The sequence below is a fragment of the Bradyrhizobium sp. Kon69 genome, from assembly GCF_055807515.1.
Window position 1 is genome coordinate 204,857 of record NZ_JBVVOS010000002.1, and the last position, 13,414, is coordinate 218,270.

At 65.8% G+C, this 13,414-nt stretch carries 9 protein-coding genes; 6 read left to right on the forward strand and 3 right to left on the reverse strand.

What is annotated here, in order from left to right; translation table 11 throughout:
* Window positions 1-52 precede the first annotated feature (52 nt).
* Window positions 53-1,477 carry an FAD-binding oxidoreductase gene (locus AC0L3U_RS03240; RefSeq protein WP_473360661.1) on the forward strand — a complete coding sequence of 475 codons (1,425 nt, stop codon included), beginning with the start codon at window positions 53-55 and terminating at the stop codon, window positions 1,475-1,477.
* 50 nt (window positions 1,478-1,527) lie between these two features.
* On the forward strand, window positions 1,528-1,890 hold the full coding sequence (locus tag AC0L3U_RS03245; protein ID WP_473288634.1) for a hypothetical protein: 363 nt from the start codon (window positions 1,528-1,530) through the stop codon (window positions 1,888-1,890).
* A gap of 6 nt (window positions 1,891-1,896) precedes the next feature.
* Here the strand turns inward: AC0L3U_RS03245 and AC0L3U_RS03250 are convergent, their stop codons facing one another.
* Together AC0L3U_RS03250 and AC0L3U_RS03255 are read right to left on the reverse strand one after the other, a co-directional pair.
* Window positions 1,897-3,564, reverse strand: coding sequence for a SulP family inorganic anion transporter (locus tag AC0L3U_RS03250; protein ID WP_473360662.1), 1,668 nt, complete (start codon window positions 3,562-3,564; stop codon window positions 1,897-1,899).
* A 139-nt stretch (window positions 3,565-3,703) separates the two neighbouring features.
* Window positions 3,704-5,191, reverse strand: coding sequence for a caspase family protein (locus AC0L3U_RS03255; RefSeq protein WP_473360663.1), 1,488 nt, complete (start codon window positions 5,189-5,191; stop codon window positions 3,704-3,706).
* 428 nt (window positions 5,192-5,619) lie between these two features.
* On the opposite strand from AC0L3U_RS03255, the gene AC0L3U_RS03260 reads away from it, so the two are divergent.
* The 3 genes from AC0L3U_RS03260 to AC0L3U_RS03270 are packed head-to-tail and all read left to right on the forward strand — an operon-like array spanning window position 5,620 to window position 9,526.
* Entirely contained in the window at window positions 5,620-6,651 is a 1,032-nt protein-coding gene (locus AC0L3U_RS03260) for a TRAP transporter substrate-binding protein (protein ID WP_473360664.1), read from the forward strand.
* Window positions 6,652-6,658: 7 nt separating this feature from the next.
* Window positions 6,659-8,536 (forward strand): TRAP transporter large permease, encoded by a 1,878-nt coding sequence (locus AC0L3U_RS03265; protein WP_473360665.1) that lies wholly within the window; start codon window positions 6,659-6,661, stop codon window positions 8,534-8,536.
* Window positions 8,537-8,548: 12 nt separating this feature from the next.
* Window positions 8,549-9,526, forward strand: a complete 978-nt coding sequence (locus AC0L3U_RS03270; RefSeq protein WP_473360666.1) for a hydroxyacid dehydrogenase — start codon at window positions 8,549-8,551, stop codon at window positions 9,524-9,526.
* 7 nt (window positions 9,527-9,533) lie between these two features.
* On the opposite strand, the gene AC0L3U_RS03275 is transcribed toward AC0L3U_RS03270, so the two are convergent.
* Window positions 9,534-10,700, reverse strand: coding sequence for an ABC transporter substrate-binding protein (locus AC0L3U_RS03275; protein ID WP_473360667.1), 1,167 nt, complete (start codon window positions 10,698-10,700; stop codon window positions 9,534-9,536).
* Between the two features lie 315 nt (window positions 10,701-11,015).
* Between AC0L3U_RS03275 and AC0L3U_RS03280 the strand changes: the two genes are divergently transcribed.
* A complete protein-coding gene (locus tag AC0L3U_RS03280) occupies window positions 11,016-13,406 on the forward strand; it encodes a putative bifunctional diguanylate cyclase/phosphodiesterase (protein ID WP_473360668.1) in 2,391 nt (796 codons plus the stop codon).
* Window positions 13,407-13,414: the final 8 nt, after the last annotated feature.

The window sequence follows — 13,414 nt, forward strand, 5'->3', positions numbered from 1 at the left end:
TTGACCGGTGAGATGTCCTTTGCCACGGTTCGTCTCGTCGGGAGGAACGTCCGTGGGTACGACCATCACCAATAATCCGCCGCGGCCGGCGCCGAAAGCCCTCGCGAACGCGCTGGAGCAGCTTGCCGCGCGCTTCGGCAACCGCCTCATCACCTCGCAGGCCGTCCGCGAGCAGCACGGCCATACCACCACATGGATCGTGAACCAGCCGCCGGACGGCGTGGTGATGGCGCAGGAAACCGCCGACATCCAGGACGTGGTGCGGATCTGTGCGAAAAACGGCGTGCCCGTCATCGCCTTCGGCACCGGCACCTCGCTCGAGGGCCAGGTCAACGCACCCGCGGGCGGCATCTGCATCGACCTGCGCGACATGAACAAGGTGCTCGCGGTGCATGCCGAGGACCTCGACTGCGTAATCCAGCCCGGAGTCACCCGCAAGGCGCTCAACGAGCATCTGCGCGACCAGGGCCTATTCTTCCCGATCGACCCCGGCGCGGACGCCTCCCTCGGCGGCATGGCCTCGACCCGCGCCTCCGGCACCAACGCGGTGCGCTACGGCACCATGCGCGACAGTGTGCTGGCGCTGAAAGTGGTCCGCGGCGACGGCGAGATCATCACTACCGGCACGCGTGCGAAGAAATCATCCGCCGGCTACGACCTGACGCATCTGTTCGTCGGCGCCGAGGGCACGCTCGGCATCATCTCGGAACTGACCATCCGCCTGCGCGGCATCCCCGATACGATCGCGGCCGGCGCGGTGTCGTTCGAGACCGTGGACGGGGCGTGTCAGGCCGTGATCCTGGCGATCCAGACCGGCATTCCCGTGGCGCGCATCGAGTTGCTCAACGCCGCGCAGGTGCGGGCCTGCAACGCCTATTCGAAGTTGACGCTGCCGGAAACGCCGCTGCTGCTGATGGAATTCCACGGCACCGAGATCGAGGTCGGCGAGCAGTCGAAGGCCTTCGGCGAGATCGCAAAGGACTGCGGCGGGGGCGATTTCTCCTGGACCACCAAGCCGGAGGATCGCACAAAACTGTGGCAGGCGCGGCACGACGCCTATTGGTCGGTGAAGGCGCTGCGGCCGGGCGATAGCATCGGCGTGGTCGCGACCGACGTCTGCGTGCCGATCTCGCGACTCGCGGAATGCGTCGGCGAGACCGAGGAAGATCTCAAGCGGCTCAACCTGTTGTCGCCGATCGTCGGCCATGTCGGCGACGGCAATTTCCACTGCTCGCTGGTCTGCGACACCAACGATGCCGACGAGATGGCGCGCGGCGAGGAGTTCATGCATCGGCTGGTCGAGCGCGCACAGGCGATGGACGGCACCTGCACCGGCGAGCACGGCATCGGCCAAGGCAAGCAGAAATATCTTGCGGCAGAACTCGGCCCCGAGGCGATCGACGCGATGCGGGCGCTGAAAAAGGCGCTCGATCCGCAAAATATCTTCAACCCCGGCAAGATCGTTCCGGAGGCGTAGCGCGCAGGCTCACCGCCGTTTATGCTCGCTCCCTCACCACGGAGCAGGCAATGCAGTGGTTCGCCCGCAAGACGCGCCGGGACATCTGGGACGAAGCGATCGAACGGCCGCTCGGCGACATCGAGGCCGCCGAGCGCATCCGTGCGATCTGTGACGCCGCTGCCGCCAGTGCGGCAGGCAGCGCGCGCAACGACAAGCGCGACAGCGAGCGCTACGAGCGCGCGGCGAAAGTCGCGATGGAAATCGCGATGAAGATCGCGGATGGACTGATGCGCGACGACGCGGTCCGTCGCATCGTCGATCTCTGCATGAAGGCGAACGACCTCAAGACGGCGCAGATCCTGTTTCGGGCGATCCATGCCAGCTGGATCCGCGAAACGGTGCAGCGGGATCATCCGACATTGGCGCAGTGAGCGCAGTTATTTCGCCAGCCTGCGCACGGCCTCGTCGACACTGTGGAAGACGTTCTCCCGAGGCAGGGCCTCGAACAGCCTGAACCGCTCGAACGCGTCCTGCGCACGCACCGATTCCAGCCGCGCCAGCGCGACCGTGACGCCCTGTTCGCTGCACGCCCTGAACACATCGAGCAGGATCTGCGCGGCGGTGAAGTCGATCTCGACCATGCCGCTTGCCTCCAGCACCAGCAGCTGCGGCGGCGTCGCGCCGAGCACCTTGGTCACGTCGCTGCGAAAGCCGGGCGCGTTGAGGAACGACAGCGGCGCCTGCAGCCCGATCACGGCGACGCCGGCGATGCGCTCGCCCGCGATGTGCGGATGCGCCGGCCACCAGATCGTGGTGCCCGGCACGCGCTCGAACTCGACCAGCCGCGCGCGCGTCGTGCTCCAGATGCCGTGCAGCAGCGACAGCACGATGCCGAGGAACGCACCCTGCTGGATCGGCAGCACGATGATCAGTGCGGCGGTGGCGGCGATCAGCAGGAATTCGCTCGGGGATTGGCGATAGATCGTGACGATCTGCTTCACGCGGATGATGCGCAGCGCGACGAACAGCAGGATGCCGCCGAGGGCTGCGTCCGGAACGTGCTGCAGCAATCCCGTTCCAAACGCGAGCAGCGCCAGCACGATCGCAGCGGCGGCGAGACCCGCGAGCTGCGATTGTCCGCCGGTCTCGGCGACAATGCCCGTCCGCGGCGGGCTGGCATTGACCGGAAACGCGCCGAACAGGCCCGACAGCACGCTGCCGGCGCCCGCGCCGAGGAAATCGCGATCGACGTCGGCCGGCTTATCGGGATCGGACGGAAACGACCGCGTCGTCGCCGCGGTCTGCACCATCACCACGATCGTGATCACGAAGGCCAGCGGCACGAGCCGCACCCATTGCTCCGGTGCAAGGTCGGGGAAGGTCGGCCGCGGCAGCGTGCCGGGCACGCTGCCTACGACGTTGACGCCCTTGCTCTCGAGGCCGAGGGCGATTGTGGCCAAGGTCGCGGCGACGAGCCCGATCAACGCGCCCGGAATTTTTGCGCTGACCTTCTCGGAGGCGAAGACCACGGCCAGCACGCCGAAGCCGATGCACAGCGTGTAGGGATTGCTGCGGCCGAGTTCGCTTGCGAGCACGCCGATGCGATCGAGCGTCGGCCCGCCCGGCGAGTCCAGCCCCAGCACGCCCGGCAATTGCGACACGATGATGTGCACGGAGATGCCGGCGAGGAAGCCGACCATGACCGGCACAGACAGGAGATTGGCGATGCCGCCGAGGCGGAAGGCGCCGCCGGCCAGCATCATCGCGCCGACCATCAGCGCCAGCGCGATTGCGAGGCCCTGGTACTCAGGCGAGCCGGTGGCGGCCAGCGCCGCCAGTCCGCCGGCGAAGATCGGCGTGATCGTGGAATCGGCGCCGCAGGACAGGAAGCGGTTGCCGCCGAGCATCGCAAAGCCGAGCGATCCCGCCATGAAGGCGAAGAAGCCGATCTGCGGCGCGAAGCCGCCGAGCCGCGCCGTGGCCATCTGCTCGGGAATTGCGATCGCGGCCAGCGTCAGCCCCGCCATCAGGTCGCCCGGGAGAGAATAGGACGCGAGTGAGCGAAACAGCGGCCAAGCTGGCTTGGCGTGAGCGTCGTGCGGCATCGATGTGGAGTCCCCGGAAAGCCTGGCGTCAGTCGGTTAGACTACAGCATTTCCGTATCGGGAAGCGGCAGACGCAGTTTATCTCCATCCGATGGCAATGACGAAGGACAGATCTGTCCTTCGTATCTCGCGAGTGGTCTCAGTACCGGCCGCGGTCGTTGTGATAGTCGCCGCCGCGTCCGCCGCCCATTCCCATGCCGATCCCGACACCGATGCCAATGCCTTGCATGATGGCGCCGGGCGGCGGGCCTCGATCCGGTGGCGGCGCGCGCTCGTAGATCACCTCGTCAGGCGGCGGCCGGCGCGGCCTGGGCGGCGTGTCGACCACCTTGCGCTTCGGCGGCGTGTCGTCGACGCGCTTCTTGATGACAGGCGCGATCGTCGGGTTGACCGGCGTTGCCGGTGCCGAGGGCGTCGAGCACGGGCAGGTCGGCGCCATCGCGACGGCGACCGGGGCAGGAGCGGCCGCGACCACCGCAGGCAAGACGTAGTTGCGGTTCTGCACACGGAGCAGCAGCCGGCGTGCGGTCGCAGCCAGATCGCTGTTGTCCCAGTTCGCCAGATAAGCCTCGAACGAGGCGCGGGTGTTGATCGCGGTGGCGCGCTCCCACGCCAGCATCTGGCGCCGGCGCTCCACAATCGTGCGCAGGCGCGGGGTACGGGTATCCTGAGCATACAACTCGATATAGGCCTGATACGCCGGCACGGTGTCGTCGGTGATCACCATCTCATAGGCGACCATGGCCGGCTTGCCCTGCAAATCCTTGCGCCAGTCCTCGAGGCTGCGCGTGCCGCTCGCAAGTGCCATGGAGGATGCGCCAGGAAGCGCAGCCTGACTGCCGCTACTGTCGCCGCCGAAGAACTTGAAGTCGGTCGTCAGCGACGAGCTCTCCCAGGGGATCTGGCGTCCGTCGGTCGATTGCGCCACGGCGACGCGAATGCGTTTGAACACTTCCTCGATCGGCAGATTGGGCTGCTTGGCGACGGTCAGCGCCGCGGTGGTGTAGGGGCTGTCGATGCCGGAGCCATCCTCGGCTTCGGAGCCCGGCGAGGTCGAATAGGAAATGAAGGAGCCCGGCGCGCCGGCCTTGGTGTCGACGATCGCAAGCCCGTGTCCGGCGCCGCTGAGCGCCGGGAACGGGTTGTTGCGGCAGGCATCGAGCATGAAGATGCGGGCTCGTGTCGGCACCGCGCCGAGCGTGTTGAGCAAATCGTTCAGTCGTACGCCCTGCAGCGGAATGTCGGCTTCGCGCTTGGGGTCGAGATCGACGGGAACGAGATAGTTCTCGCCGTCGATCTGGAGGCCGTGGCCGGCATAGAACACCAGCGCGACGGTGTCGGCGCCGCTGGCGCTGACCTTGCCGGCGAAATCCGAGATCGCCTGACGCATGTCGTTCTGCGCCAGATTGGATGCCGTGGTGACGGTGAAGCCGGCATTGCCGAGCAACTCCGTCATGCCCTTGGCATCGTTGGCTGCGTTGGGCAGTTCCGGCACGGTACGATAGGCCGATTGACCGATCACGAGTGCGAGCCGCGCTTCGGCCGCCGCGTCCGTGGGCGTCGTCAATTGCGTGAGCGCGAGAAGACCGGATGCAAGAAACAAATTGCGAAGAACTGGACGGCGCATGGTGTCACCTCCATCGGCAATGCGCGCGATGATGTCACCTTTTCTAGGTGGCCGCCATGCGTCTGTCTGTGCACTGGATCACGTTGAGCTGCGGCAAAATGGGGCAGGAGGTCTGCCAGAGCCAGTGCGGCATCGTTCTGGCGCCATCCATGTGAATTGCGCATTGATCCATGCGCCAATTAGATTGATTGCCGATGCCGCGCGAAAGCATCCTCTCGCACAATGGGCCCGATACCGGTCTAAGCGAGAATCCCGCAAAAAACAGGGCTGTTTCGCCACGCGCTAATGCCGTCGATCCTCGCGACGCGCCGCTTTGCAACGGCCGGCCGCAAGCCTTGCCTGCGCCGTCGCTTTGGCCATACAGTCCGCGCAACGGGCTGCGGCAACGACCGTAGCTCGAAAAATAATAATTGGGGAGAAACCGCATTATGTCCATCGTGCCCGTGAACCGTCGCGCGTTCATCAAGTCGTCGACGGGACTTGCCGCCGGCCTCGTGTTCTCCCCCGCACTCATCGGCCGCGCCGAAGCCGCGACCTTGAAGCTGAAATGCTCCTCCTCGCTGCCGAACGATCCCAAATTCGCCAACGGCCGCGTCTATTACGACAATCTCGTGAAGAACCTGAAGGCGAACGGCCTCGGTGAACAGGTCGAGGTCGCGTTCTTTCCCGACAACCAATTGGGTCAGGAAATCGACGTCATCAACTCGGTGAAGCTCGGCGTCATCGATCTCATGGTCTCGGGCTCGTCGATCTCGGCCAATCTGGTGCCGCTGGTCGGGACCTTCGATCTCGGCTTCCTGTTCTCGAGCTTCCCGCAGCAGACCAAAGCGTTCGATTCGGGCGCCGCCAAGCCGATCGAGGACGCGCTGCTCAAGGGCAGCAACATTCGCATCATCGCCTGGGCGTATAATTTCGGCTCGCGCAGCGTGCTGGCGCGGAAGCCGGTGAAGACGCCGGAAGATCTCGCCGGTCTCAAGATCCGCACCCTGCCGAACCCCGTCATCACGGAATGCCTGCGCCTGATGGGCGCCGCCGCGACGCCGCTGGCGTTTGGCGAAATCTACACGGCCTTGCAGGCCGGCGTGCTGGACGGGCTGGAGCACGATCCGCCGACCATCCTGGCGAGCAAGTTCTTCGAAACGGCGAAATTCTATTCACTGACGCAGCACAATTTCTCGCCGCTCGCGATCTATTTCAGCGACACGACCTACAATCGCATGGATCCGAAGCTGCGCGAGGGTTTCCTCGACGCCGCGAAGAAGGCTGCGGCCGACACGCGCACCCACGGGCTTGCGGTCGAGAAGGAGGCGCTGTCGGCCTTGACCGAAAAGGGCGTGACGGTGGCCGAATGCGACCGCGAGGCGTTCAAAAAGCGCGTCGCGCCGCAGATCGAGAACTTCATGAAGGCGCGGCCGGACTCCAAGGCGGTCATCGACATCATCCGCGCCACGCAGGCCTGACGTGGCAATGACAGCTGCCGTACCTCTCTCGGGCGGCCGCCACGGGAGCATCGCCCTGCTGCTTCGCGTCAGCGACGCGATCGCGGCCATTCTGCTGGCCGCGGATCTCGTCGTCGTCTGCGGTTCCGTGCTGCTGCGCTTCTGCTTCAACGCGCCGGTGGAGTGGTCCGACGACGTCGCGCGCGGCCTGATGGTCGGCTCGGCTTTTTTCGGCGCGGCGAGTGCGCTCGCGCGCGGCGAGAATGTCGGCGTCTCCTTCTTCCGCGACTTGGCTCCGGTACGGCTGCGCGCGCTGGTCGATGCCGCGAGTGCGCTGCTGGTGGTGCTGATCTCGGCCTACGTCGCCTACAACGCCATCAAGCTCGGCTCGTTGACGGCGGGCCAGACCACCGGATCCGGCTTGCCGCTGGAGCTGACCTTCTACCCGATGGGCGCCGGCGCGCTGTTCATGACGGTGTTCGCGATCGACCAGCTCTGCGCCAGGCCGCTCCCTGATATCGTCAGAGGCCTCGTTGCGGTCGCCGTCGTGACCGGCCTCTATCTCGCTTGGGATTATCTGTCGCCCGCCACGGTGCCGTCGGCGGGCACGCTGATGCTGATCGGTTTCTTCGCGACGTTGGTCGGCGGCTTGCCGATCGGTTTTGCGCTGGCGCTGGCCGCGCTGATCTTCATCTGGGTCGAGGGCGCGCTGCCCGGCGTGATCTTCGCCCAGCAAATGGCGCGCGGCATCGACAATTTCGTGCTGCTCGCGATTCCGTTCTTCATTCTCGTCGGCTACCTCATGGAAGCCAACGGCATGTCGGTGCGGCTGATCGAGCTGTTGCAGCGCGGGGTCGGGCGCATGCGCGGCGGTTTGAACGTCGTGATGGTGGCCTCGATGGTGCTGTTCTCCGGCATCTCCGGTTCGAAGATGGCCGACGTCGCGGCGGTCGGCTCCGTGCTGATTCCGGCCGCGCGCCGCTCCAAGCAGAATCCGGGCGGCGCCGTGGCGCTGCTCGCGGCCTCCGCGGTGATGGCGGAGACCATTCCGCCCTGCATCAATTTGATCATCCTGGGCTTCGTCGCGAATTTGTCGATCGGCGGGCTGTTCGTTGCAGGGCTGTTGCCCGCGGCGCTGATGGCGCTGGCCTTGATCGCCGTCTCCATCATCTTCGGCAAGACTCCAACGGAGACTCCAACTGAGACTCCGGCTGATGTCGAGGACATCGCGCCGCAGATGCCGGTGTCGGGCCTGTGGAGCGGCGCGATCGCCTCGTTCGGCCTGATCTTCATGATCTTCTTCGGCTTCAAGAGCGGATTTGCCACCGCCACGGAGATCTCGGCCTTTGCCGTGGCTTATGCACTCGTTGTCGGCAGCGTGGTGTTCCGCGAGCTCAGCTTCACATCGGCCGCGTACAGTTTTGTGCAGGGCGCGACGCGCGCGGGGCTCGTGCTGTTCATCGTCGCGGCGGCGCAATCGCTGGCGTTCACGCTGACCTTGCAGCAGGTGCCGCATGCGGTCGGCGATTTCATGCTGGGATTGTCCAAGACATCAGGCACCTGGCTGTTCATCCTGCTCGCGATCGGTGTGCTGATCGTGATGGGCTCGGTGCTGGAGGGCGCGGCCGCGCTGATCATCTTCGGGCCGTTGCTGCTGCCGGTGGCCGTGCAGCTCGGCATCGATCCCCTGCATTTCGGCGTGGTGCTCGTGATCGCGATGGGCATCGGCCTGTTCGCGCCGCCGCTCGGGCTCGGGCTTTACGGCGCCTGCCTGATCGGCAATGTGCCGATCGAGCAGACGGTGAAGCCGATCATGGGCTATCTCGGCCTGTTGTTCCTTTGCCTGCTCGTGATCGCGTTCGTGCCATGGCTCAGCACGGCATTGCCGCGCGCGTTCGGCTACTGAAGGAGTCTTGCCGTGAAAGTCCTGCTGGCCCACACGCCGGAGATGCGTCGCAATTACTACGGCGATCGCAGCCTGAACGGTTTGCGCGCGACTGCCGAGGTGGTCCTGCACGAGAGCGATGAGACGCTGGTCTCAACCAGCCTCGTGCGCGCTGCGCAAGATGTCGACATCATCGTGGCCGACCGCATGACCGAGGGACGCGGCGAGATCTTTGCGCAACTGCCGCGCCTGCGCGCCTTCGTCCGCTGCGCCGTCGACATCCGCAACGTCGATGTCGAGGCCGCCTCCAACGCCGGTGTGCTCGTGACCCGCGCCGGGCCCGGCTTCGTGCAAGCCGTTGCCGAGCTCGCGCTCGGCTTCATGGTCGATCTCTCCCGCGGCGTATCCCGGGCGACGGCCGACTACCAGGCAGGCCGCAACCCGGAAGCGCGGATGGGACGTCAGCTCGCCGGCAGCAAGATCGGCATCATCGGCTATGGCAGCATCGGGCGCTATCTCGCCGACATCGCCAAGGTGATGCGCATGGAGGTGCTTGTCGCAGATCCCTTTGCGACCGTGAGCGACAGCGCCATCCGGCAGGTCAGCCTCGACGAGCTCCTCGCCGCGTCCGACTATGTCGTCTGCCTTGCCATCGCCAATGAGCAGACCGAAAATTTGATCGGCGAGGCGGCGCTGGCGCGCATGCAGAAGCATGCCGTCTTCATCAATCTCTCGCGCGGCAATCTCGTCGACGAAGCGGCGCTCGCGAAGGCGCTGCTCGAGAATCGTATCGCGGGTGCCGCGATGGATGTCGGCCGCGCGCCCGACCAGATGCCAAGCCCGGAGCTTGCGAAACTTCCCAACGTCATCGCGACACCGCATGTTGGCGGACTGACGCCGCAGGCCATCGAATATCAGTCGCTGGAAACCGTGCGCCAGGTCGAGGCCATCGTCAAAGGCGAGATCCCGCAAGGCGCCGTCAACGCAGACCGCTGGACGCGTCGGCCCTGATCCGGCTCTACAGCCGGTCGACTGCTTTGAACGTCCCGTCCTTCTGGATCACCGTCAAAAACACCTTCGGTGGCGCGTCGAGCATGCGCATGCCGACGGTGACGGTGCTGCCGCTGATGTCGAAGCGGCCGACATCGTTGATGGCGCGCAGCAGGCTCGCGCGCGTCGGTTGCGCTCCGGCCTGTTCCAGCGCCGCGGCCGCGAGACGGCCGGCGATATAGCCTTCGAGCGAGACGAAGCTCGGTGTCAGCGCCGGGTCGAACGCGGTCTGCGCGGCCTGGTAGTCGGCGACCAGTTTGAGCGAGCGGTCCCAGGGAAACGGCACGACCTGGGTGACGACGACGCCTTCGCCCTCGGGGCCGAGCTCGCGGGCGAGCGCCACGGCGCCGACGAAGGAGATGTTGACGAAGGTCGGACGAGCGCCGCTGCGGTGCGCGAGCTTGATGAACTCCGCGCAGGGACCGTAGGTCCCGACCATGACGATCGCCTCGGGTTCGACGCGCTTGATCGTACGCCAGGCGGAAGCGACCGCGCGGGTGTTGCGCTCGAAGGTGCCTTCGGCGGCGAGCTCGAGGCCCCGCCTGGCAAGCGCGCGCTTCACGCCGGTAAGACCGTCGCGCCCGAAGGAATCGTCCTGGTAGAAAATGGCGATGCGGGTGAAATGGCGATCCTCCGTGAGGTGCTTGACCCACGCCTCGGCCTCGGCGCCATAGCTCGCACGGATGTTGACCACGTTCGCAAGCTCGAGGTCGCGCAAGAACTCGGCGCCGCTGAACGGACCGATGAAGGGCACGTTCCTGGCGCTGGTGATCGGTATCGTCGCCACCGCGGTCGGCGTGCCCACCGCGCCGATCAGCGCGAACACCTTGTCGTCCTCGATCAGCCGCAGCGTCTGCGCCACCGAGCGGTCGGGATCGTAGCCGTCGTCGCGGCTGATGAGCTGGAGCTTGCGGCCGTGGACGCCGCCTTTGGTGTTGATCTCGGTGAAGGCTGCGACGATGCCCTGGCGCATCCGCTGTCCGAGTGTGGAGGAGGGACCCTCGAGTGCTGCGGCCTGGCCGAACAGGATCGCATCCTCGCTGACGCCGATCTCGTCGGCCTTCGCCGGCAGCATGGTTGCTGCCAGGAGGGCGACGGTGATGACGATGGATGTCGCAGATCGAGATCGATACATCAAAAAAGTCTACGGGTGCGGGGAGTGGTTTCGGGTAAAGCTATCGCCGCGGGATGAATCGCCGATGTATCGGCGGCTCCGTACTACTCCGGGGAAAACCGGCAACTTATTTCGACAGAGCCCGCATCATCCTGCACTTCATTAACTAAGCCGGCTAATGCAGAAAAGCCGCGTTCCGAAATTGTGCAGTTCTTAACCGCGGTCCTGTTCCGATAGTGGCTCCGGCGGCTCAACCAGAGGTTCGGTTGGCCGGGAGAGGGGACGGCGGTTTCTGCAATGGGCGGTCGGGATCAGAACGATCAGGATCGGGGACGTATGACCGGATGGTGGCGTGCAGCGCCCCTGCTCGGGCTCTATCGCCCTGCGCTCGTCGCCGCCGGCGTTGGTCTTCTGTTCTCGGTCGCGGGTGCGGCCGCCGTGGCGCGATGGGAAGGCCGCGTCAACAAGATCGAGTTCGAAAACGCGGCCGAGACCGAAGTGATCGTCATGCAGAACGGCATGGGCGAGTACATTTCCAGGCTCGTCGCGCTGCGCACGCTGTTCGAATCGACCAACCAGGAGATCACCCGCAGCGAATTCGAGACCTTCAGCGCCCGCCTGTTCGAGCGCCATCCCGGCATGCTGCGCATCTCCTGGGTGCCGCGCGTGAACCGCAAGGAGCGCGCCGAATACGAGGCCGCGGCGATCACGGACGGCGTGTCCGGCTATCGCATCAAGTCGCTCCAGGGCGATGCGTTCGCGACCGCGCCGCAGAGCGACGAATATTTTCCGGTGCTCTACTCGACCCAGCCGAAGACATCTCCGGTCTACGGCATGGACTACGCGACCATTCCGGAGCGCCGCGCGATCCTCGAGCGCGCACGCGACACCGACCGCGTCTCGGCCATTCGCACCCGCCTCTACGAGCCCAAGGCGGGCGGCCGGTTGCCCGACGTCCTCGTCGCCATTCCCGTCTACGCCAAGGGCACGTCGCGCGACACAGTCGTGGACCGGCGCCGCAATCTCGCCGGCTTCGTCGTCGGCGTCTTCGACCTGCCGCTGCTGATCCAGTCCATTCGCGCGACCACCGGGGCAAGCCCCGCGGTCAGCGTCAACGTCTATCCGCCGTTTACGGCGCAGATCGTCGGCCTGGAGGACATGCTGCCGGATTATTCGTCGGCCGCGACGGCGCCGCAGTCGATGCGGGACGTCGCGCGGACCCTGCACTGGTCGGGCAATCTCAAGATCGGCGCCATGGATTGGCAGGTGCGGGCGGTTCCAGCTGCCGGCGGTCCGCTGGAGACGACTTACGATCGCGCGGGCGCGGTGCTGATCGTCGGCATGCTGCTGACGCTGTCGCTTTCGACCTATCTCATGCTCGCAAGCCGCAATTCGCAGCGGCTGTCGCTGGCGAACCGGCGGGTGCTCGAACTCGCCCAGACCGACATCCTGACCGGATTGCCGAACCGCGCCTTCTTCCTCGCCCGGCTCGACGAGCTCAATGGCCGTTTGATGGACGCCGGTCCGACCTTCTCGATCCTGATGCTCGACCTTGACCGCTTCAAGAACGTCAACGACTCGCTCGGTCACGGTGCGGGCGATGCGCTGCTGCGTCAGGTCGCACAGCGGCTGAAATCCGCGCTGCGCGCCAGCGACGTGCTGGCCCGGCTCGGCGGTGACGAATTCGCCATCATCCAGGAAGCTTGCGAGGATCAGCGCGTCTGCTCGACCGAACTGGCGGGGCGGATTGCCAAGCTCGTCGCCGAGCCGTTCCTTCTTCCCGGACATCGCGTCGAGATCGGCACCAGCATCGGCATTGCGATCGCGCCCGATCACGGCATCGATCAGGAGCAGCTGCTGAAGAAGGCCGACCTTGCGCTGTACCGCTCGAAATCATCGGGCCGCAACTGCTTCACCATCTACGACAAGGCGATGTCGGCCGAACTCGAGGCGCGCAGCACGTTGGAAGGCGATTTGCGCGACGCCATCGCGCGGTGCCAGCTCGAGGTGCACTACCAGCCCTTCGTCGACGCCCTCAGCGGCGCGCGGCGCGGCTTTGAGGCGTTGGTGCGCTGGCGGCATCCGACGCGCGGCTTGATTCCGCCGGACCAGTTCATCCCGCTTGCGGAGGAGACCGGGCTGATCGTGCCGCTCGGCGAATTCGTGCTGCGGCGCGCCTGCGCGGACGCGGCCGGCTGGCCGTCCGAGCTCGCGGTCGCCGTCAACCTGTCGCCGATCCAGTTCAAGGAGGCCGAGCTGTTCGAGATGATCAGCGCGGCGCTCGCGGATTCCGGGTTGCCGCCGCAGCGGCTGGAGATCGAGATCACGGAATCCGTGCTGCTGGAACGCGGCGTCGAGAACCACGCCTTCATGGAGCGGCTGAAGAGCATCGGCATCGCGCTCGCGCTCGACGATTTCGGCACCGGCTATTCGTCGCTCAGCTATCTGACCGCGTTCCCGTTCGACAAGATCAAGATCGACAAATCGTTCATCCGCAACCTCACGCATCAGCCGCGCAGCTCGGCCATCATCTCCTCGATCGTGACGCTGGCGCGCGGGCTGGACATGTCGGTTACCGCCGAAGGCGTCGAGACCCGCGAGGAATACGAACGACTGAAGGCGCTCGGCGTCAATTTCGCGCAAGGCTATCTGTTCGGCCGCCCGCACCCAATCGAACGGATTCTGTTCGACGTGCCCGTCAAACCGTCCCAACGCGACGCCGCCTGAGCGCGCGC

Bases quoted from the DNA above. Each gene is read 5' to 3' on its own strand.
- AC0L3U_RS03265 (WP_473360665.1), top strand. From the start codon at position 6,659: ATGACAGCTGCCGTACCTCTCTCGGGCGGCCGCCACGGGAGCATCGCC.
- AC0L3U_RS03275 (WP_473360667.1), bottom strand. From the start codon at position 10,700: ATGTATCGATCTCGATCTGCGACATCCATCGTCATCACCGTCGCCCTC.
- AC0L3U_RS03250 (WP_473360662.1), bottom strand. From the start codon at position 3,564: ATGCCGCACGACGCTCACGCCAAGCCAGCTTGGCCGCTGTTTCGCTCA.
- AC0L3U_RS03255 (WP_473360663.1), bottom strand. From the start codon at position 5,191: ATGCGCCGTCCAGTTCTTCGCAATTTGTTTCTTGCATCCGGTCTTCTC.
- AC0L3U_RS03280 (WP_473360668.1), top strand. From the start codon at position 11,016: ATGACCGGATGGTGGCGTGCAGCGCCCCTGCTCGGGCTCTATCGCCCT.
- AC0L3U_RS03260 (WP_473360664.1), top strand. From the start codon at position 5,620: ATGTCCATCGTGCCCGTGAACCGTCGCGCGTTCATCAAGTCGTCGACG.
- AC0L3U_RS03245 (WP_473288634.1), top strand. From the start codon at position 1,528: ATGCAGTGGTTCGCCCGCAAGACGCGCCGGGACATCTGGGACGAAGCG.